This window comes from Candidatus Kurthia intestinigallinarum (assembly GCF_003991225.1).
Taxonomy (GTDB): Bacteria; Bacillota; Bacilli; order Bacillales_A; family Planococcaceae; genus Kurthia; species Kurthia populi.
Genome location: NZ_JTFC01000031.1, coordinates 700,838 through 722,731, shown reverse-complemented (window position 1 = coordinate 722,731; position 21,894 = coordinate 700,838). Strand labels below are relative to the sequence as shown.

Genomic DNA, 21,894 nt, shown 5'->3' with positions numbered 1-21,894 from the left:
AATCATTCCTTGTTAAAAGGAGGGGAACAGCATGTTACAAATCCGTCGAATCGAACCGTTCTATACAAAACGCGTAGGGGACCGTTTAAAACTTGTGTTTGCCTATCAATATTTCTCCGTGTTAAAAGATGATGAGTTATTTAATTTTATTCCAGTCGAAGGGAAAGAGATTATTATTAATCTCAAAACGCTACAAGTCGAAAACTTATCCGATGTTTTCGTTTTTCAACGAGGTAGCCGCTTTATCCGCCTACCGTTGTATCAATTATTGCTCGTCTCTAACATCCATGATCATCTTCAAAAGATTTTAGATGACCTAGAGCTGAAAAAAGAGCAGAAAGAGGCACGCGCAGCGGCACACTCAGAATTTGAGTTGTTGTTTAACGAAATGGAAAACCAAAATCGCCTCCACTTAATTGATGTAGCGCTCGATCGTCGGGATAAAAATTTATTTGATGACTTAACCAACATGCGTTAAAGGAGCGGATCGACATTTTAAAAAGTTACCACAGTCAATAACAGGCATCTATGTGAAGCACCCATAGATGCCTGCTTTTTTGTCGAAAAAAATGTCTCTGTGCCGATAGTAGAAGTAGGAGTAATAAGAAGGGAGGCGTAATGATGAGAATTGGTGCATGGTATGGCCAGGGCATGATGATTTGGGGCAATATGAATCACCAGTGGAATGCAGCATCGAAGGCGCTTGAACGACTATCAACCGGCTATCGCATAAACCGAGCAGGCGATGACCCTGCAGGACTGGCGATTTCTGAAAAAATGCGTGGCCAAATTAGTGGACTGAATATGGCATCGAAGAATATACAGGATGGCATCTCAATGGTTCAAACCGCAGAGGGTGCGCTTAATGAGACACATGCAATGCTACAGCGCATGCGTGAATTATCCGTGCAAGCGGCGAATGATACGTTGACGGATGACGACCGCGCACGCATTGATGTGGAGTTTCAGGAACTTAAAAAAGAAGTAACATGTATTTCGACGGATACGGAATTTAATACACGCAAATTATTAAATGGTGATAATGCGACGACACCACTGAAAATTCAGGCTGGTGCGAATGCAGGACAGACGATTGATTTAACGATGAATGATATGAGTGCGGATGCGATTGGCATCACAGACGCGTCGATTGCGACACGGGACGAGGCAGATGCGTCGATTTCCACGCTTGATGCTGCGATTAAAAGTGTATCGATGGAGCGGTCACGTCTAGGTGCGTATCAAAATCGGATGGAACATGCCTATCATGTCAACGTCAATACCGCGGAAAACGTAACAGCCGCTGAGTCGCGTATTCGTGATGCGGATATTGCGAAGGAAATGATGAACTTTACGAAGGCGAATATTTTACAGCAAGCCGCACAATATGCGATGGCAATGCATATGCAGACGGCACAAGGCATGTTACAGCTATTAAAAATGAATGGATGAACGCATAAAGTGCTTTTGAAAGGGAATATTCTTACAAAAGCATTTTTTCATTGCATAATACAAACGAATAAAATAAAATAAAAGTGTATAAATATACATTAAACAACATGATATTTCACTAATAATAGTAAAAAGTTCAAAAAAATGGCGTTAACGCAACGTTTACTAGCGATAATCGTCAATTGAAATATGTATATATATGCTGTTGTGTATACGTTCTTTATTCATAAATGCTGTATATTACTTAAAAATATTGAATAATACACTCATTTTAATGTAAAAATATTAATTTTTATGTAGACAGATGAATAAAAATAAACTATAATTCATATATAATAAATATTCGAAAAAAGAATTCCGAGAGGGGATAGCGAGACATGAAGAAATGGTTAGCAGCATTCTTATTAGTCGTTGTAACTGCAGCACTTGCAGCATGTGGCGGCGGGGATGATAAAAAAGATTCACAAACTACACTTGAAAAAGTAAAAGAAGAAAAAACATTAGTAGTAGGAACAAATGCAGGTTATTACCCATTTGAAATGTTTGATAAAAACGGCAAAATGATTGGTTATGACATGGACGTTGCGCAAGCTATCGCTGATAAAATGGGCGCAAAATTAGAAGTAAAACAACTTGGCTTTGAAACATTAATTCCATCATTAAATGCTGGTAAAGTTGATTTAGTCTTAGCGGGTATGACAATTACCGATGAACGTAAAAAGACAGTTGAATTCGCGGATTCATACTATACAACAGGTCAGGCAGTAATGGTCGGCAAAGACAGCACAGCAAAAGAAATTAAAGATATCGATAAAAAAGGCAATAAAGTAGCTGTTCAAATCGGTACAACAGGTGCAATTGTTGCAGCAAAAGAAATCAAAAACGCAACAGTTCAAGAATTTGAAGATTTCCCAACAGCAGCAATGGCTGCACAACAAGGTAAAGTTGCAGCGGTTGTCTATGATGAGCCAGCAATCCAAATCTACGAATTACAAAACAAAGGTAAAGTTGTGAAACTAGATGGCTTACTTGCAGCGGATGATCTTGGTATCGCAGTGAAAAAAGGCGACACAGAGACAGTTGACTTTATCAATGAGTACTTAAAAGAATTTAAAGGTTCAAAAGAAGAAAAAGAACTTCAAAAGAAATGGTTCAACAATGCTGATTGGATGAACAATGTAGACGAAGAATAATCATTTTTAGTTCATAGACTTTTGACGAGAAGAAGGGATGAGAATCCTTTCTTTTTCGTTTTTTTATTATAAGAAGGTTTCGATTATAGGAGGTTAATGTATTGAGTAGCATGTCTTGGGACTGGAGCGTTGTTTCTGATAACTGGGAAGTATTGATGTTAGGCGCTTGGTTCACAATTAAAATTTCATTTATAGCCCTGATTTTTAGTTTGCCAATTGGTATTATTGTAGGCTTCGGTCGAATTGCGAAAAACCCTGTCATTCGCTTTTTAGCTGGAGCATATGTTGAGATTATGCGTGGTGTACCACTATTAGTTTTATTAATGTGGATTTATATTGGTTTAGGTGATGTTGTAAACGTTGAGACAACAGTTGCAGCAGTCATCGGTTTAGCAACATTTAACGGTGCCTTTTTAGCGGAAATTTTCCGTGCAGGTGTCCAAGCAGTACCAAAAGGTCAAATGGAAGCAGCGCGTGCGAGCGGTATGACGAGTGCACAAGCGATGCGCTACATTATTTTACCGCAAGCAGTTCGTCGCATTATGCCACCATCTGCCTCACAGTTCATTATGTTAATTAAGGATTCATCTTTAATCTCTGTTATTGGTGGCGTTGACTTAATGCTAAAAGGTAAAAACTTAGTTGCAACAACATTAAAACCATTAGAAATTTATACGGCGATTGCTGTCATTTATTTCATCATGACGTTCGTGCTATCATTAGTTATTCGTTACTTCGAAAAACGTATGATGGATAAAGAGCAGTAGGAGGTAATCATCATGATTTCAATTAAAAACGTCAATAAAAGCTATGGTGACCACCATGTGCTAACAGATATTAATTTAGAAGTACCAAAATCAAACGTTATCGCGCTTATCGGGCCAAGTGGTGCCGGTAAATCAACGCTTATTCGTACGATTAATGCACTTGAAACGATTGATAGCGGCGAAATTATTGTCGATGGTATTTCCATTCACGATAAAAAAACAAACATTAACAAAGCACGTACGAATATTGGCTTCGTATTTCAAAGCTTTAATTTATATCCGTTTAAAACGGCACTTGAAAATGTCACGATGGCCCCAATGAAAGTAAAAGGCTTATCGAAGGAAGCAGCAGAAAAGCGCGGTAAGGAATTACTAACGCAGCTTGGTTTAGGGGATAAATTTGACGCTTATCCAGGTCGTCTATCAGGCGGTCAGCAGCAGCGTGTCGCAATCGCACGTGCCGTTGCGATGGACCCAGAAGTTATGCTATTTGACGAGCCGACATCAGCACTTGACCCAGAGATGGTAAAAGAGGTGCTTGATGCGATCCGTAGTTTAGCAGATGCCGGTATGACGATGGTCGTCGTGACACATGAGATGGGCTTTGCAAAAGAGATTTGTAATGACATCGTGTTTATGGCTGAGGGTAAAATTGTCGAAGTAGCACCACCATCTGAATTCTTTACAGCACCAAAGACTGTGCGTGCACAAGAATTTTTAAAAGCAGTATTAAATCATTAATCTGTGACAAAAGAGGGTACTGCTTAATAGCAGTACTTTTTTTGTGCTAAAAATTTGATGTGTCGTGCCAGTCAACTTGACAGAATGAAGTATTTGTATTTCTCTTTACGTCATATAATTGTATAATAAGGACAAATTCAAAAAACGTGTTTAAAAGCACGTCATTTATAAGGAAAAGAAGGATTGATTGACTCATGTCATTAACATTAAATAGCGAAGCAACACAACTTCGTATCTCTGGAATTCGTGAATTTTCAAATCAACTAGTAGATTACCCAAATGCCTTAAACTTAACAATTGGCCAACCAGATTTTCCAACGCCTGAAGCTGTGAAGCAAGCTGGTATTCGTGCGATTGAAGAAAACAAAACATCGTACTCTCCGAATGCCGGTTTGCTTGAATTGCGTCAAGTGACGGCGGCGTATTTCAACGAACGCTACAATTGCAATTACAATGCAAATGAAGTGCTCGTAACCAATGGTGCAACACAGGCGATTGACGCGGTATTACGTACGATTATCGAGCCAGGGGATGAAATCATCCTATCTGCACCAATGTATGCAGGTTATGTTCCAATGATTGAATATGCAAAAGCAAAACCTGTATTTTTAGACATCACGGAAACAAATTTTGAGCCCGAAGTCGATGCCTTAAAAGCATTGATTACGCCAAAAACGAAAGCGATTTTATTTAACTTCCCGTCAAATCCAACCGGTGCAACGGTAAGTCCAGAACGTATGGATGCGTTAGCTGCGTTTTTAGCAGAGCAAGATATTTATTTAATCTCCGATGAAATTTATAGTGAAATCACATTTGAAGGGGAATATCGTTCATTTGGTAGTTACCCTGCACTGAAAGATAAGCTATTCTTAATTTCGGGGTTATCAAAATCACATTCGATGACAGGCTGGCGCATTGGCTTTATCCTAGCACCTGAAGCATTGACGGATATTACGGTAAAAGTAAATGCCTTCAATATTTTATGTGCAGCGGTACCAAGCCAGTACGCAGCAATTGAGGCACTTACAGGCTCAAAAGACGCGCCAATCGCGATGACAGCGTCTTATAAAGAACGTCGCGACTACATTTATGGTCGTCTAGTAGAAATGGGACTTGAAGTACATAAGCCAAATGGTGCGTTCTACATTTTCCCTTCTATTAAACAATTTGGCATGAGCTCTCATGAATTTGCGACACGCTTATTAAAAGAAGCGGGCGTTTGCGTTGTACCGGGCGCTGTATTTGCAGCAGAAGGTTATTTACGTATTACGTATGCTTATGCATTTGAAACATTAGTTGAAGCGATGGACCGCCTCGCTGCATTTGTTGAAAAAGTACGCGCTGAGCAAGCATCACACTAATTATCGCAACCCAAATCGACATTTAGACGTTCTAAATGTGAAGAAAACGCCTTCAAAATGTATTTCAACTGTATAACAATACGGATGTTTCTATGTTTTTGAAAGGTATTTATGCTATTCTTACTTTTAGAGATAAATTCCAAAAATAATAATAATTAATTTTATAATCAATGAGGTGCTATACATGATTTATGCAGGTATTTTAGCAGGTGGTAAAGGAACTCGTATGGGTAACGTACCAATGCCTAAACAATTTTTAACATTAAATGATAAAGCAATCATCATCCATACATTAGAGAAATTTATTCTAAACAATCGTCTAGATAAAATTTTTATCGCGGTACCAAAAGATTGGGTTCAATACACACGCGATCTTGTGAAAAAACATCAACTAGATTTACCAAAAGTTGAAGTAATCCAAGGCGGCGCAGACCGTAATGACACAATCATGAACGTCATCGCAGCAATCGATAGCCAAAACGGCTTAAACGACGACGATATTTTAGTAACACATGATGCCGTACGTCCATTCTTAACACACCGCATCATCGAGCAAAATATCGATGCAGGTCTTGAATTTGGTTCAGTTGATACAGTGATCGAAGCTATCGATACAATCGTTGAATCACAAGACGGCGAATTTATTACACAAATTCCAGTGCGTAGCCATATGTTCCAAGGCCAAACGCCACAAACATTCAACATCAAAAAATTACAAGAGCTTTATAATAGCCTGTCTCAAGATGAAAAAGAAATCTTAACAGATGCATGTAAAATCTTCGCAATCAAAGGTGAGAAAGTTAAATTAGTACGTGGTGAAAGTTATAACATTAAAGTGACAACGCCTTACGATTTAAACGTGGCGAATTCAATTTTAAAAGGAAGTTTAGATAAATAATGATTAACCAAATTTATCGATTAGTATCTGCTCGCCAGATCGAAGTAACTTATAAGGATCGTGCAATTTCTTCTGACCACGTCGTTGTACGTCCAACTCACCTTTCAATTTGCGCTGCAGACCAACGTTACTACACAGGAACACGCGGCGAAGAAGCGATGAAGAAAAAATTACCGATGGCATTAATCCATGAAGGCGTAGGGGAAGTCGCTTACGACCCAACTGGTGAATATGCGGTCGGCACAAAGGTTGTCATGGTACCGAACACACCAACAGAGGAAGACCCATATGTAGCAGAAAACTACTTACGCTCTAGTAAGTTCCGTTCTTCAGGCTACGATGGCTTCATGCAAGATTATGTGTTCTTAAATCGTGACCGCTTAGTTGTATTACCAGAAGATATGAATATGGAAGTAGCGGCATTTACAGAATTAGTAACTATCGCTACGCATTCAATCGCTCGCTTTGAACGCAAAGCAATTAAACGCCGCGGTACATTTGGCGTTTGGGGTGACGGAAACTTAGGTTTCATCACATGTCTATTATTAAAATACATGTACCCAGACTGCAAAGTAACCATCTTTGGTAAAACACAATATAAATTAGACCACTTCTCATTCGTTGACGAAAAAATCTTCATTAACGAAATCCCTGAGGACTACATGGTAGACCATGCATTCGAATGTGCTGGCGGTAAAGGTAGCCAATACGCAATCGACCAAATGATCGACCACGTACACCCTGAAGCAACACTTTGCTTATTAGGTGTAAGTGAATATCCTGTAGAAATCAACACACGTATGGTGCTTGAAAAAGGCTTAACACTTGTTGGCTCAAGCCGTAGTGGTGCTGTTGATTTCCAAAAAACAGTGGATCTTTATAAAGCACATCCTGAAATTCCTGAGTACTTATCGACATTAGTTGGATACACACAAGAAGTGACATCTGTTAAAGACATTATCACTGCCTTTGAAAGTGACTTATCTAGCTCATGGGGTAAGAGCGTCATGTTATGGAAAATCTAAAAAAGACAATCCAATATACAATCCAAAGAATCTATAAAGTAATTTATAGATTCTTCTATTTCGTTTTAGAGCAAAAATCGATTGATGAGAAAAAAATTGTCGTCTACACGTATCGCTCGAATCAGCTAGAGGGCAATCTAAAGGCCGTCGTGCGTGAAATCCAAAAGACGCATCCGGAAATGCATATCGAAATACGCAAGGCACCTAAGCAAATGGGACTTGCGTTATTTAAAGAGCTGCCGGCTATCGCTAATGCAAAAATGGTGTTACTAGACGATTATTTCTTACCGGTTTATCTAATAAATCCACGTAAAGAAACAAAATTCGTTCAATTATGGCATGCAGCAGGTGCATTTAAAAAATTCGGGTATAGTACGAAGGATACGAAATTTGGACCGTCCTCACAGTATTTAAATATTGTGCCTGTCCATATGCATTATTCGCATGTCTATGTATCATCAAAGGCGGTCGTACCGTATTACGCAGAAGCGTTTAATATGTCGGAAAATCAAGTGTATCCACTAGGGATTCCGCGTACGGACCTACTCGGTGAGGAAGTTGTGCCGAGTGATGCATTAACACCGGTTCAACTGGCTCGCTGTAAAGTATTGATTGCGCCAACGTATCGTGCGAAAAGTGGCCAAAGTGAGTCGAACCTAGACTGGCTCGCTGTGCTACAAACGATTGCACCGCAATTAGCGCCCCATATTCAGCTTATCGTTATGCCGCACCCGTATTCGGACCGTACTGAGTGGAGTGTGTTGACACAATTTGATAATATCGTGCTCGATTATCAGCACCCATTAAATGAATGGATGCCGATAGCAGACGCATTTATTACGGATTATTCATCAGCGATTTTTGAATTTGCATTATTCGAACGCCCACTTGCACATTACGTGCCAGATTTAGCGGAGTATACAGCAAGCAGAGGGCTTTATCGTCCACTTGAAGCTATTTCGGATGGTACGATTTTACAAGAACAACACGCGCTTGTTTCTTGGATTAACAACCGCAAGAAAAATGAACAGTATGATACATCGCGTATGGTGGAGTTTAATTTCAGCCACACAGAGGATGTATCGAAAAAAATCGTACAACATCTATTTGAATCCAACTAAGGATGATTTTGTTTCGAAAAGAGGTAGACAAATGGCAACAAAAAAGAAGAAAAAAGAATCGTTTAAGAAAAAGTTAGACCGTAAATTTAAAAAAGAAATTTTCCAAGCGATGTATAAAGGTTTCTCGATGCTCCCAATTCAAAAAAATAAAGTATCGATTCTATCAGATAGCCGTAAAGATTTAAGTGATAACTTCCAAATGGTTTATGATGAGTTACAACGTCGTGAGAATTATAAGTATTACTTTTTATTAAAACCAAGTGTGAAAAAACGTAAACGCTACATTGAAATTATTCAATTAGCGTACAATATCGCTACATCAAAAGTTATCATGCTCGATGACTTTTACCCAATGATTTATCCACTGAAAATCCGCAAAGGTGCCGACTTAATTCAAATTTGGCATGCAGTTGGGGCGTTCAAAACGTTCGGCTTTAGCCGTATGGGTAAGCCAGGTGGTCCAAAGCCAACGTCTGTATCGCATAAAAACTATACAAAAGCGATTGTAAGTTCAAAATATGTCGCACCGTTTTATGCAGAGGGCTTTGGTATCGACGAATCAAAAGTTGTGGCAACAGGTGTGCCGCGTACGGATGTATTTTTCGATGAGCAATACAAAGCAGATAAACAAGCGATGATGTACGGAAAATATCCAGAGCTTGAAGGCAAGCATGTGACATTATATGCGCCGACATTCCGTGGTAATGGTCAAACAAGTGCCCACTTCCCACACCATATGCTTGATTTCGATAAATTATATGCGTCACTTGGCGAAAACGATGTGTTCTTAATTAAAATGCATCCATTCGTTAAGAAGAAATTTAAAATTCCAGTAGAATATCGCGATAAAATTAAAGATTTCACAAAATATCCTTCTGTTAATGATATTTTATTTATTACCGATATTTTAATTACCGACTACTCATCTGTTTGCTTCGAGTTTGCGTTATTAAACAAACCGATGATCTTCTTCTGCTTCGACTTAGAAGAATACGTGGCATCACGTGATTTCTACGTATCCTACGACGAATTTACACCAGGAGATGTCGTACGTAATACCGATGAGCTTGTTGCGTCAATGAACAAACATCGTGCAGACGAGGTAGTCGATTTAACGGAATTCACCGATAAATTCTTCGATGATTTAGATGGTAAGTCTACTGAACGTGTAGCACAGCTTGTTATCGATTGTATGAACCGCAAGTAGGAGTGAGAAGCGATGACAAAACGCACAGTATTTATGGTTGTATGGGATGTAGATGTTCATAAGGGCGGCATCAATAGTGTCATGTTCCGTCGTACCCATATGTTTAATAACGAGCGCTACCGCAGTCATATCGTGACGTTCGATGATAAGCAGTATGGCTATGCGGAGGTTGAAAAACAGCTGCATGACGACGGTCGACTTGATAGCGAAGCTTCTATTATTAATGTCTATGATTATTACCGCAAGAAAATGACGCGCGATAAAAATGTCAGTGATGAGGACCGCGAGCATTACGAGCAGCTTCATAAGCGTGAAGAAAAGGGCTATAAAATACAGGATGATGAGCAGGCGACGCTGTACTTTTTAAATGGCCAGTTCGTAAAGCATAAAAAGTGGGATACGAACGGACAACTTGCAAGCATTGATTACTATTATTCAAATACGCGTGTCATCGCTTATACCGAGGAGTACCATCCTGAGGGCTATTTGATTCGTAAATCGACGTACCACCCGAAAAACGGGGGGCTCAATCAGATTTTACATTATACGCCGGATGGTCATTGCTACTTAGCGCGCTGGTTTAATTCAGGCACAGGCAAGCAGCAGCGTATTGTGTTGTTTGGCACCGATAAAAAGGAAGTTGTGTCATTTGAAAATAATACCGAGTTTCACACGTATTTCTTAGAAGAGCTTGCAAGGGCTGAGGATACGAAGCCGTACTTTATTTGTGATGGACCGGGTTCTGCGATGAAGCTTCAAAAGATGTCGCCATCACTTGCGCATCGTATTTATGCCATTCATACAACGGTGTATGAGGAGCCCTATACGCAGGGTAGCGAGCTGAAGGACAATCATAAGCGTTTATTTGAGAATAAAGAAGCGCATGTACCGGTTGTCGTGTTAACGGAGCATCAAAAAGCCGATTTAGAAGCAGATTTCGGCGATAACTTTGATTATCATGTCATTTCGCATGCGATGAATGTACGCGAAAATGTAGTAGAGAAGAAGCCATTTGTTGCGTCGATTGTTAGTCGACTAGCACCTGAGAAGCGTATCCATTTAGCGATTCGCGCATTTAAATTAGTTGTGCGAGAAGAGCCGGATGCGATTTTGAATATTTATGGTACAGGTGATGAGGAGCCTGAGCTACGCAAGCTGGTTCGTAAATTAAAATTAACGAATCATGTGTTCTTCAAAGGCTATACGACCAATGCGGATGATGTGTTTGCAGAGTCGCAATTTACAATTATTACGTCGCTTTATGAGGGACAATCACTTGTCGCGCTAGAGGCGTACGCAAACAAAACAGCGGTTGTCGCATTTGACATTAACTACTTAGTAGAAGAAATGTACGATAATCCGAAGCTCGCATCGGTTGTACCGGATGGCGACAAGGAAGCCTTATCGGATGCGATGATTGAATTATTCAAAGACCCAGCGCGTGCAAAAGCGATGGGTGAGGCAGGGCATGAACTTGTCAAAAATCACTATCATTTTGCGGATCAGTATAAAAAATGGGATGCCTTGTTTTCAGAACTAGCAGCAAAATAATCGCTTTAGCTGAAAAAAAGCATGGATGGAGTGCGGGAAAGTCATTTTTCCGCACTTTTTTTAAGCCATTTTTTTGTGTTGGCGCATGTTATTGAGTACAAGCTCATCAGATGATAGATTAAATATAGAAGAAGTTTCACCAGCTTCTTCTACCTTAACCCATTCACTTTTTTCGAAAGAAAGCGCATATCCCGGCGCTTTTTTTTCGTTTATCAGAAATAAGCTCATCATTCTTTCCGTTAATCCTGCTTAGGTAGGGTTTTTTATGCAAAACGGTTGAATTTTTTTGGAATCGTGATAGAATGAATGACTAGATGACCATATTAGGTTTCCGGTCAGTTTTAGAGAAAATACGAGAAAGAGAGTTGAGTGACATGGATCGCCGAACAGAAATTATCGAGGCAGCACGTCAGTCATTCACGTTATTTGGCTATAAAGCGACGACGATGGATCAAATCGCAAAACTTGCAAAGGTCGGTAAGGGCACGATTTATACGTTCTTCAAAAACAAGGACGTATTATTCGAACATATTGCGCTTCAAATGGTTGCAGAGATGAAGCGAGAGGTAGAAGCGGTTATTGATCATGACCTACCATTTACGAAAAATGCACATCATGTGTTAATGAAAATTTTAGAATTTCGTGAGATGCATAAGCTTTATGCCAAATTAATTGAAGAAGAAAAATCAATGAATACACCAGAAGTTCATACGATGATGACGAAGATTGAGGATGCGCTGCTATCGTTCTTAGAGGAGCGAATCGAGTATGCGGTGTCAAAAGGTGAAATGGTCGCAAATGATACGCGATTAGTGGCGTACTTGTTGCTGAAAGCTTATCTTGCAGTTGCCGTTGAATGGTCAGATTATCATGAAAACGAGCTGACAGAAGAGCAAATCATTGATCTTTTCCAAGGTACGATTTTTAGAGGGCTTACACCCTAATCGTATTTTTTTGCTCAAAAATGACTAATTGAAGGAATTGGTCAGCTAGTATTTCGGAATATAAAATAAAGGAGGGTCACATGCATGTTTAAAGAAGAATGGAAGCAGATTTTTTCAAATAAAATGCTCATGATTTCATTAGCAGCCATTTTATTTGTTCCAATCATTTACGCAGGCATGTTCCTATGGTCTTTTTGGGACCCGTATGGCAAATTAGATAAAGTACCTGTTGCTATCGTCAATCAAGACGTTGGGGCAAAGGTAGAAGGCAAAGAATTAACAGTCGGTGATGACTTAGTCGATGAATTGCTGAAAGATAAAAGTTTAGATTTCCATGAGGTAACAGAGGAACAAGCGCAAAAAGGGTTAGATGATCGAAAGTATTATATGTCGATTGAAATCCCAGAAAACTTCAGTGAAAATGCAGGAACTTTATTAGATAAAGACCCTGAGAAAATGACACTGAAATATAAACAAAACCAAGGCTTAAACTTCTTAGCATCGCAAGTTACTAATTCAGCGATGGAAAAAATTCGTACGAAAGTGAATACAAAAGTAGCCGAAACGTACTCAGAGCAATTATTCGATAATATTAAAAAAATGAGCGATGGCTACGGTGACGCTTCAAAAGGTGCGAAAAAATTAAAAAATGGCTCTAAAAAATTAGCCGATGGGACAACGGATTTACAAGACGGTATTCTTCAATTGAAGGATGGCTCGATCCAACTGAATACAGGCGCTGCAGATGCAGAATCAGGTGCTACTGAGTTACATAGCGGGATCGTTTCAGCAAAAGACGGTGCACTTCAACTTGATACAGGGATTGGCTCTGCGAAAGATGGCTCCAATCAATTAGCAACAGGGATTACATCAGCGAAGGATGGCTCACAACAATTAGCGGATGGTGCAACATCTGCAAAATCAGGCTCTGAGCAATTAAATACAGGAATTACGTCAGCGAAAGACGGTTCACAACAGCTAGCAGACGGTGCTACTTCCGCGAAGGACGGTTCGAAGCAGTTGAAAGACGGCATCGGTTCAGCGAAAGATGGCTCACAACAATTAGCAGACGGTGCGAAATCTGCAAAATCAGGGTCTACACAATTGAAAGATGGAATTAACTCTGCGAAAGATGGTTCACAACAACTAGCAGACGGTGCAACATCTGCAAAATCAGGCTCTAAAAAACTTGAAGACGGTGCAAAATCAGCGAAAACAGGTTCTAAAAAAGTAGCGGATGGTGCGAAAAAAGTAGCAAGTGGTGCTAGTGACTTAGCCGATGGTGCGGTTCAGTTCCAAGATGGCACACAGCAATTAGCCGATGGTGCGACAAAGCTTCAAAAAGAAGGGACAGGTAAGCTTGTCACATCACTTACCGAACAGCAGCCACAAATCAATGAATTAAATAAAGGTGCAACTGATTTATCAACAGGATTAAATACATTAAATGAAAAAATCCCATCTCTTGCAGATGCGGCAAATCAATTAGCGACTGCATTAGGTGCTACGCAAGGTACAACAGATACTGCAGCACCACTTAAAGAGGCCGTTGCGAACGCAAATGATAAGACAGCAGCAGGTACACAAGCTGCTACGAATGCAGATGCAAGTGCACAGGCATTAGTCGAAAAAATCAATGCCTTACAAATCGATGAAGGCCAAAAAGCGGCATTACTTGAAGTGGCAAATGCGACAAAGGATGCCACAGCAAAAGCAGCGACTGCAGCGAACTCAACAGCCGATGCTCAAAAAACAATTTCTGATACAGCGAGCAATCTACCACCAAAGGCGGACGTAACTGAAAATGCGAAAGCATTATCAAAAGCTGTTGCGGAAGGCTTAAATGGTACAGAGCAAACAGTCGGAATTAAAGGCGCTGTGAATCAACTAGCAGCAGGCTCAGATGAATTAGCAGCAGGAACAACGAAACTTGCAGACGGCTGGGATAGCTCAATTGCTGGCGCTAATGAATTAAATGATAGCGCGAAAAAATTAGCAAGCGGTGCCACTGAATTAAACAGTAAAGTGCCTGAATTACAGCAGGGCGCAAGTGAATTAAGTGACGGCGCTTCAGCAGTCGCAACAGGCGCGACCGATTTAAATAGTGGACTTGGAAACCTTTCAACAGGTGCAACTGATTTAAATAAAGGTCTCGGTACACTGGCAACAGGAGCGACCGATTTAAATGGCGGACTTGGTCAACTTCAAACAGGTGCAACTGATTTAAATAAAGGTCTCGGCACACTGGCAACAGGAGCGACTGATTTAAACGGTGGCCTTGGAAAGCTTCAAACTGGCGCGACCGACCTTAACAATGGTCTCGGTACACTGGCAACAGGAGCGGGCGACTTAAACAATGGTTTAGGTCAACTCCAAACAGGTTCAAATGATTTAACAACTGGCTTAGGTCAGCTCACAACAGGTGCTAATGACTTAAATGGTGGTTTAGGTCAATTACAAACAGGTGCAGGTAACCTACAATCTGGTATGACACAATTAGCAGATGGCTCTGGCTCACTTGTATCTGGTCTTGGTCAATTAGATGAAGGTTCCAATTCACTGAAAACAGGTCTCGGTGATTTACACAAAGGTACAGGCGACTTAGCAGACGGTTCTACGGAACTTGCTGATGGTTCTACTAAATTACTAAACGGTCAAAATGACCTAACAGACGGTTCGAAAGAGCTTCAAACAAAACTTGCAGATGCCAAAGACGAGGCAGATGTCGATGCAGATGAAAAAACATACAATATGGAAGCAGAGCCAGTCGAACTTGATAAGAAAGAGCAAAATGCGGTAGAAAACTACGGTACAGGCTTTGCACCATACTTTATCTCAATGGGTCTTCTCGTTGGGGCACTTGTTATTACGGTTATTTTCAATGTGACACATCCTGCCGTACAGCCAACAAGCGCAAGTGCGTGGTACTGGAGTAAAACGTCTGTATTACTTGTGATGGGCTTCTTCCAAGCAATCATCATCGTAACAGTCGTGAAATTATTCCTTGGCCTCCATACAGAAAATCTCTTTGCGGTCTATCTCATGGCGCTTGTCGCAAGCTACACGTTCATTGGACTTGTACAAATGCTCGTATCGATCTTCAATGATGTCGGTCGTTACATTATGCTTGTATTTATGGTGATGCAATTAACATCAAGTGCGGGTACATTCCCACTTGAAATGCTACCAAGCTTCTTCCAAAAATTAAATACATTCATGCCAATGACGTATTCAATTCAAGGATTTAAAGCAGCTATTTCAACAGGCGATATGCCGTTCTTCTGGAAAAATATCGCGGTACTTGTTGTCGTAGCAATCGTAGCTTATGCGATTACATTTATGTACTTCCTATTAGTATTTAAAAAACGCCATAGCGCAACAAAAGCTTAATAAGGCATACAAAAAAGCACTCAACAGCCTGTTGAGTGCTTTTTTCCTCTTTTTAATTTAATGCTCGCTTAAATCTGATTTCACTTTCGTTGTAGAAATACCATCTGTGCGCGGAAGGTAGATGACTTCACAGTATTCTTTTAAGAAGTCAAATTCACCCTCCCAGTCATGACCCATGACGAACGTATCGACGTCGTATTTTTGAACGTCTGATATTTTTTGCTCCCAGTTTTCTTCTGGAATCACGAGGTCCACGTAACGGATGGCCTCTAAAATCTGTTTGCGTTGCTCAAACGGGTAATACGCTTGCTTATGCTTCATCGCATTAAACTCATCTGTGGAAATGGCAACAATTAGCTTGTCACCGAGGGCTTTCGCACGACGCAAAAGATTTATATGTCCGACATGCAGTAAATCGAATGTTCCGTATGTAAGAACGGTCTTCATTTACAAATCACTCCTATTTCAGTAAGTAGTCTACAAGCTTTTGTGCGGTATGACCGTCTGAGTAGCAATTCCACTTTGCAGCAAATTGCTCAACCTGTGGTAAATCAAAGTCCATATGCATCAGTGTGTGCACAAGCTCCTCGTCGCTATCAACGACAGGACCTGGCACAACCTGGTCATAGGAATCCCAAAAACCGCGGCTCATTTGGTACTGTTCTAAATCATATGGGTAAAAAATTTGTGGCTTGCCAAGAAGTGCAAATTCGTACGGAATCGATGAATAATCACTCACCAAGTAATCGGTGACAAGCAGCAAATCGTTTACGGATAATTTGTTTGCTACATTGATAATATATGGATGACGGAAGGCATTTAAGTCATGCACGACCGCTGGATGCAATTTAATCACTAATCGATAGTCATCGCCAAGCTGTGATGCAATTTTGACGAAATCGAGTGGGATTTGTTGCTGTGATAATTCATTGTCACGGAAAGTCGGTGCGTACAGAACGACCTTCTTACCGCGCAACTCTGGATACGTGTCGTACACCTTATCCATTGTCTCGTTCTTTGCTTTCTCATCAAAGAAGAAATCAGTACGTGGAATACCTGTGTGTAAAAACGCATTGCTCTCTTTTTGGAATGCTCTCGCAAAAATTTGAGCCATAAATGGTGAGCCAACGACAATCTTATCCATTTCCTCATACACCTTTGCAATACGCTTTATTGCTCTTGGTGTGCGATAAGTCAAGCTTGGGTCGGCCATCCCAAATTTCTTTACGGCACCAGCCGCGTGCCAGAGCTGAATGACTTCCACTTCGTCGTTAAAATGACAGACGCTAAGAATGGCGGCATAGTTGTCGATTAGGACAGTACGTGCCGTAGCGAGTCGTTTCAAGCCGCGCAAATACTCAAAGGGCTTTGTGGGCTTAAATGAAACAATTTCGCCTACACCAGCGTCTTTAAAAGACGTTTTACATTTGCCGGTTTTTAAAACGACAACATCCTGATAGCCTCGTCGACCAAGTTCTTTCGTGACATATTCGGCATTATCACCGAAATCACATAAAAAAACGATGTTATTTGTTTTTTTAGACAGCTTAAATGTGTTAAAAAAGATTTTATTGACGATTAAAAAGAGGGTAATGATCCATTCTTTTCTCATACAGTCACCTGTTTTCTAGATAGAATTGAAAACCCTAACGCCTATTATAGCGCAAAATCGTGCTCGATTGAACAAGAGCTTTTCACTAACAAAGAAGCAGAAAAAGGAAATAAGGCTTCAAAACAAGAAATTTACAGTGAAAATGACATGTTTTACAATCCGTCAAAAGGTAGAGAGATTTCGACAAAATTCTCTTTTTTCGCAAGTTTCAGCGAATGTTCTATGTTATACTATGATGTGGATTATTAACCTAATTTCGTGGAATTGAGGAACACTACATGAAAGATTTAATCAAAATCGTAAAAGAGCAAATCAGCTCCTTTTACTTGATTCAGCGTTTGGCAAAGTTCCAAATGCGAATCGATAACAACAACAATTATTTAGGCGTTGTCTGGGAAGTGTTAAATCCAGCAATTCAAATGGTGATGTATTGGTTTGTATTCGGTTATGCAATGAACCGTAATGAGCCAATTGATGGTATGCCATACGTCCTTTGGATGCTTGCCGGTATTTCATTCTGGTTCTTTATCAACAAGGCCATTTTAGACGGCTCAAAGTCGATTTACCAGAAGTATAATACCGTCGCCAAGATGAACTTCCCATTATCAGCCATCCCTAGCTACATTATTACAAGCAAATTTTACAGTCATCTAGCGCTCGTTGGAATTATTATGATTGTTTTCTGGTTTAGTGGTTACTTACCAACTATCTATTATATACAGCTTCTATTCTTTATCCCACTAAGCTATTTATTAGCCTTTTCGATTACGCTTTTAACGTCGACATTAACCGTCGTTGTGCGTGATTTACAAATGCTAATCCAATCATTACTACAAGCGATGTTCTTTATCTCGCCAATTTTATGGGACCGTTCAGACAAATTCCCTGACTGGCTAGCGAACATCTTGCAGCTGAATCCGTTTTACTTCCTAGCAAATGGCTACCGCGCCTCATTATTAAACGGCGAATGGTACATCATTACACACTGGGAGCTAACACTTTATAATTTAGCACTTATTTTCGTGTTCCTATTCTTAGGCGCGAAAGCACACTTCAAGTTCAGAACACGCTTCTCTGACTTCATTTAGGAGGATTTACGGTGGCAAAAACAGTTATTTTAAAAAATGTGACGAAAACGTATTCAATGTATGAATCGAAATCCGAGCAACTCACCGACCTACTTCTTCCATTTAAAAAGAAGAAAGGGCGTAAGTTCGATGCGATTGAAGGCATTACGTTTTCAGTAGAAGAAGGCGATATCGTCGGGCTTGTCGGCATTAACGGCTCCGGTAAATCGACGCTATCAAATATTATCGGCGGCCTCACACCTGCCTCTTCAGGCGAAGTCATCGTTGAAGGGGAAGTAAGTGTCATCGCCATTAAGTCTGGTCTATCAAATAATTTAACAGGTAAAGAAAATATCGAGTTTAAATGTTTATTGATGGGCTATAGTAAAGAAAAAATCGAGGAAGTTATGCCAGCAATCATTGAGTTTTCAGAGCTAGGCGATTTTATTAATCAGCCTGTAAAGCAATACTCAAGCGGGATGAAGGCAAAACTAGGCTTCGCGATTAGTGTCACAGCAGACCCAGATGTTATCGTCATTGACGAGGCATTATCGGTTGGGGACCAAACCTTTACAGACAAATCATTAGCTAAAATGATGGAATATAAAAAACGTGGCAAGACGATTTTCTTCGTCAGCCATAATACAAAACAAGTCGAGAACTTCTGTACGAAAATCGCTTGGATTGAAGGCGGTCATTTACGCGAGTTTGGACCAACCAATACGGTCATGAAAAACTACCGCGCCTTCATACGTAAATATAATAAGTTATCTGAAACAGAACAGAAGGCCTTTCGTGATAGCCTTGCCGCAGGACGAAAGCATGACTAAACAAGGGGCTAGCCAATTACTGGCTGCCTCTTTTTAATTGGGGGAACGAACAATGCGAAAAACCATTTTCCTAACGATGTGGAACTTATCAATCAAACCATCGGGCATGAATCGCTCGGTTTTTAAACAAGCAAAACAATTTTTAAAGCATGGCTACCAGCCGGTCATTTTAACGATGGATTTTTCATTTGATTATCCACAAATCACGCGTGAATTAAAGGCATTCGGCTTTATTCCAGACGCAGTGCCCGTGTTGAATGTCTATGATTATTACGCTGAAAAATTTAACGAAAAATCAATGTCTGCCGCACAAAAAGCCTATTACGAAAACAGCATTACGAAGTTTGAGGAAGGTTACTGGGTAGAGGATGATGGCGATACGGCGCGCTACTTTGTCAACGGCGTCTATACGAAATATAAGCGCTGGGACAAAAATGGTCAGCTCATGATCGTCGATGAGTTCGATGACAACCGCGTGCGTACAAGCCGCCGCGAGTTTCACCCGGATGGCTATTTAGCCCGCGAAACACTATATCACCCGGCGAATAATAAACGAAATCAGGAGCGCTACTTTACACATAGCGGCTTTTGCTATTTAACGATTTGGTACAACAATGAAACAGATCGTCAGCAGTCCGTTTTCCTATTTGACCCGAGCTATTCAAAGGCGATGGTCTTCCCGTCGATGAAGCAGCTACAAACTGCGTGGATCGATGAATTAGTAAACCTAGAAGCAGTGAAGCCAATCATTATTGCAGAGCAACCTTCAACAGTCGAGCGCGTGAGCAATCTTGAACATGACAATGCCAGCCGTATTTATATGCGTCATACAAGTCATGTCGAAAGCTTCGAGCCACTTGTAATGGAGAAGGATGCCGCCATTTTACTGCAGGTGATGCCAAAGGGTTATCCAATCGTCGTGACGACAGAAGCACAGCGCCGCCACTTAGAGCAAACGATTGGCGACCGCGAGAATGTGTTCGTCATGCCGGATTACTTTGAGTCAACGGAGCCAGATGTTGTGCGTGATATGAAAAAATTCGTCTCCGTGTCATCCTATGATGCAGGGCATGCAACGAGTGAATTAATCGATGCCTTTAAGCTTGTAGTCGACAAGGACCCAGAGGCGAAATTAGCGCTTTACGGCAAGCTGACGAAGCAGCGTAAAGAAGCGATGAATAAACAAATCGCGAAGCTGAAGCTAAAAGACGCCGTCACTGTGCACGGCTATCAATTAAATATTGATGAGGTGCTAGCTGGTGCTGTTGCCAATGTGATTGTGTCAGAATCCGATGGTCAGTCATCGAGCATTGGCGAAGCATTCGCTAACGGCACACCAGTCATTGCCTACAATGTGGCCTTTGGTGCAGCCGAAGCGATTACAGACGGTGAAAATGGCTTGCTTGTTGACGCGCATAATGTCGAGGCACTTTCAGAGTCCATGATTGACATGCTCGATGAGGAGAAGGCGAAGAAAATGGGCGCGGCAGCGAAACAGCAGGCCGAAGCACGCTACACAGCAGAGCTTTACAGTAAAAACTGGCTTGCGCTACTTGATCATATCGAGGCATATACACCAAAAGCGCCGTTAATTTAATAAAGAAGGAATTGTGCATAGGGAACTGACCTACGAAAGTGAGACAAAGAAAAAGACAATATCTTTCAGCTGAATTTGACGGACGCTTTCCTGGGGCATGGCGGAAGCCTCCTCGCTCGCAAGCTCACTGCGGGGTCTTCCACTCATGCTAGGGGGACCCCCCCTCTAGGAGTCGCCGTCAAATTCTTATTTACGATCTTTTTTGTATACACCATGCCGTTACCTTTATCAAATGTGATAGTTCATACGGGCGTTATCAGCGGGCGTGTCTTTACCGGACATGCCCATGATAGCGCCTTTTTCTTTGTCTGCTTGCTCATACTCATCTACAATTTCTTCATCTACTGTCTGTTTAGATGCACCTTGGTCTTGTGCGACAAAATTATCTCTCGTCGAATACGCTTTTTTCGCGCATAAAAAAACACTTCCAACGATTTTTCTTCGTGAAAGTGTCCTTTTGTTCTTATATTGTTCTAGATGGTTAAGTTTTTCGCCTATAATGCCGCGGTTACGACGCGTTTAATATCTTCATACACCCATGACCAGCATTGTGATTCGGCGATGTATTTTTGTTGAAGACCACCATATAGCGCTTTTTCAGCTGCTGCATAGCCTTCGTCTTCTTTTGGCGGAAGCTCAGCGCGACCATTCACGACTAATAATTGAAGCTCTGGTGCACGAGGACCCCATTTTGCGACAACCTCGCCAGCTTCATTTAATACTAAATAAATGGGAATCGCACGGCCACCATTTGTTAAATAGTTGTCGATTAAATCGGTATCTGCATCACGGAAAGCGGCGCGCATTTCGATACCAGCGGCCTCCGCAATTTTTAGCATGATCGGGTTGTTTAGCATCGCATCGCCGCACCAGTTTTCAGTGATTGCTAAAATTTTATGACCTGCTAAACGCTCCGCAAAGCCGTCATTTGGTACGTCGAACTGGTTATAAATTTTTTCAGTGCCTTCCTTTAAAAAAGGTACGTCCATTTGTGCAATATAGTCGTGCATTGGTAGTGCTTCGTCAAAATATTGTTGTTCAGTTTTCATGATAATTCCTCCCTTTTCTCCTATTGTGCCTGATAGCTGGGAACTTTTACAACTAGAAAACCTCAAGAACTGGACGATATGTAGGGTAG

The 21,894-nt window shown here is 40.9% G+C and carries 20 protein-coding genes; 16 read left to right on the top strand and 4 right to left on the bottom strand.

The features are described 5' to 3' along the window. Window positions 1-31: 31 nt before the first annotated feature. The 11 genes from QI30_RS12035 to QI30_RS11985 all read left to right on the top strand — a co-directional run bounded on the left by QI30_RS12035 (window position 32) and on the right by QI30_RS11985 (window position 11,316). A complete protein-coding gene (locus QI30_RS12035) occupies window positions 32-478 on the top strand; it encodes a transcriptional regulator (RefSeq protein ID WP_020189120.1) in 447 nt (148 codons plus the stop codon). 143 nt (window positions 479-621) lie between these two features. Beyond that, the gene (locus tag QI30_RS12030; RefSeq protein ID WP_126990927.1) at window positions 622-1,452 is read left to right on the top strand and encodes a flagellin; all 831 of its coding nucleotides are present in this window, start codon (window positions 622-624) and stop codon (window positions 1,450-1,452) included. 377 nt (window positions 1,453-1,829) lie between these two features. After that, entirely contained in the window at window positions 1,830-2,645 is an 816-nt protein-coding gene (locus QI30_RS12025) for a basic amino acid ABC transporter substrate-binding protein (RefSeq protein ID WP_020189122.1), read from the top strand. Window positions 2,646-2,755: 110 nt separating this feature from the next. Next, entirely contained in the window at window positions 2,756-3,412 is a 657-nt protein-coding gene (locus QI30_RS12020; protein ID WP_233600585.1) for an amino acid ABC transporter permease, read from the top strand. Between the two features lie 12 nt (window positions 3,413-3,424). Continuing rightward, window positions 3,425-4,153 carry an amino acid ABC transporter ATP-binding protein gene (locus QI30_RS12015; protein ID WP_020189124.1) on the top strand — a complete coding sequence of 243 codons (729 nt, stop codon included), beginning with the start codon at window positions 3,425-3,427 and terminating at the stop codon, window positions 4,151-4,153. 194 nt (window positions 4,154-4,347) lie between these two features. Continuing rightward, entirely contained in the window at window positions 4,348-5,514 is a 1,167-nt protein-coding gene (locus QI30_RS12010) for an aminotransferase class I/II-fold pyridoxal phosphate-dependent enzyme (RefSeq protein WP_020189125.1), read from the top strand. Window positions 5,515-5,698: 184 nt separating this feature from the next. Beyond that, on the top strand, window positions 5,699-6,412 hold the full coding sequence (locus QI30_RS12005) for an IspD/TarI family cytidylyltransferase (RefSeq protein WP_020189126.1): 714 nt from the start codon (window positions 5,699-5,701) through the stop codon (window positions 6,410-6,412). Continuing rightward, window positions 6,412-7,437, top strand: a complete 1,026-nt coding sequence (locus QI30_RS12000; RefSeq protein ID WP_020189127.1) for a ribitol-5-phosphate dehydrogenase — start codon at window positions 6,412-6,414, stop codon at window positions 7,435-7,437. The genes QI30_RS12005 and QI30_RS12000 overlap by 1 nt, the downstream gene beginning before the upstream one ends. After that, window positions 7,425-8,558: a CDP-glycerol glycerophosphotransferase family protein gene (locus QI30_RS11995; RefSeq protein WP_126990925.1), complete on the top strand. Its 1,134-nt coding sequence runs from the start codon at window positions 7,425-7,427 to the stop codon at window positions 8,556-8,558. The genes QI30_RS12000 and QI30_RS11995 overlap by 13 nt, the downstream gene beginning before the upstream one ends. A 31-nt stretch (window positions 8,559-8,589) precedes the next feature. After that, window positions 8,590-9,765, top strand: coding sequence for a CDP-glycerol glycerophosphotransferase family protein (locus QI30_RS11990; RefSeq protein WP_020189129.1), 1,176 nt, complete (start codon window positions 8,590-8,592; stop codon window positions 9,763-9,765). A gap of 12 nt (window positions 9,766-9,777) precedes the next feature. Continuing rightward, window positions 9,778-11,316 carry a glycosyltransferase gene (locus QI30_RS11985; protein WP_126990924.1) on the top strand — a complete coding sequence of 513 codons (1,539 nt, stop codon included), beginning with the start codon at window positions 9,778-9,780 and terminating at the stop codon, window positions 11,314-11,316. Between the two features lie 60 nt (window positions 11,317-11,376). On the opposite strand, the gene QI30_RS20460 is transcribed toward QI30_RS11985, so the two are convergent. Next, window positions 11,377-11,547 carry a hypothetical protein gene (locus tag QI30_RS20460; RefSeq protein WP_158621033.1) on the bottom strand — a complete coding sequence of 57 codons (171 nt, stop codon included), beginning with the start codon at window positions 11,545-11,547 and terminating at the stop codon, window positions 11,377-11,379. Between the two features lie 143 nt (window positions 11,548-11,690). On the opposite strand from QI30_RS20460, the gene QI30_RS11980 reads away from it, so the two are divergent. Both QI30_RS11980 and QI30_RS11975 read left to right on the top strand, forming a co-directional pair. Further along, window positions 11,691-12,260, top strand: coding sequence for a TetR/AcrR family transcriptional regulator (locus QI30_RS11980; protein WP_020189131.1), 570 nt, complete (start codon window positions 11,691-11,693; stop codon window positions 12,258-12,260). 84 nt (window positions 12,261-12,344) lie between these two features. Further along, the gene (locus QI30_RS11975) at window positions 12,345-15,650 is read left to right on the top strand and encodes a YhgE/Pip domain-containing protein (RefSeq protein ID WP_126990923.1); all 3,306 of its coding nucleotides are present in this window, start codon (window positions 12,345-12,347) and stop codon (window positions 15,648-15,650) included. A 57-nt stretch (window positions 15,651-15,707) separates the two neighbouring features. Here the strand turns inward: QI30_RS11975 and tagD are convergent, their stop codons facing one another. Continuing rightward, window positions 15,708-16,097: a glycerol-3-phosphate cytidylyltransferase gene (gene tagD, locus QI30_RS11970; RefSeq protein WP_020189133.1), complete on the bottom strand. Its 390-nt coding sequence runs from the start codon at window positions 16,095-16,097 to the stop codon at window positions 15,708-15,710. A 13-nt stretch (window positions 16,098-16,110) separates the two neighbouring features. Beyond that, the gene (locus tag QI30_RS11965) at window positions 16,111-17,262 is read right to left on the bottom strand and encodes a CDP-glycerol--glycerophosphate glycerophosphotransferase (protein ID WP_020189134.1); all 1,152 of its coding nucleotides are present in this window, start codon (window positions 17,260-17,262) and stop codon (window positions 16,111-16,113) included. Between the two features lie 278 nt (window positions 17,263-17,540). On the opposite strand from QI30_RS11965, the gene QI30_RS11960 reads away from it, so the two are divergent. From QI30_RS11960 to QI30_RS11950, 3 genes are read left to right on the top strand one after another with little or no spacing between them, the layout of a single operon-like run. After that, a complete protein-coding gene (locus QI30_RS11960; RefSeq protein WP_126990922.1) occupies window positions 17,541-18,350 on the top strand; it encodes an ABC transporter permease in 810 nt (269 codons plus the stop codon). A gap of 11 nt (window positions 18,351-18,361) precedes the next feature. Then, window positions 18,362-19,159 carry a teichoic acids export ABC transporter ATP-binding subunit TagH gene (gene tagH, locus QI30_RS11955; protein WP_020189136.1) on the top strand — a complete coding sequence of 266 codons (798 nt, stop codon included), beginning with the start codon at window positions 18,362-18,364 and terminating at the stop codon, window positions 19,157-19,159. Window positions 19,160-19,211: 52 nt separating this feature from the next. Next, a complete protein-coding gene (locus tag QI30_RS11950; RefSeq protein ID WP_126990921.1) occupies window positions 19,212-20,756 on the top strand; it encodes a glycosyltransferase in 1,545 nt (514 codons plus the stop codon). A 494-nt stretch (window positions 20,757-21,250) separates the two neighbouring features. On the opposite strand, the gene QI30_RS11945 is transcribed toward QI30_RS11950, so the two are convergent. Beyond that, on the bottom strand, window positions 21,251-21,805 hold the full coding sequence (locus QI30_RS11945) for a thioredoxin family protein (RefSeq protein WP_020189139.1): 555 nt from the start codon (window positions 21,803-21,805) through the stop codon (window positions 21,251-21,253). Window positions 21,806-21,894: the final 89 nt, after the last annotated feature.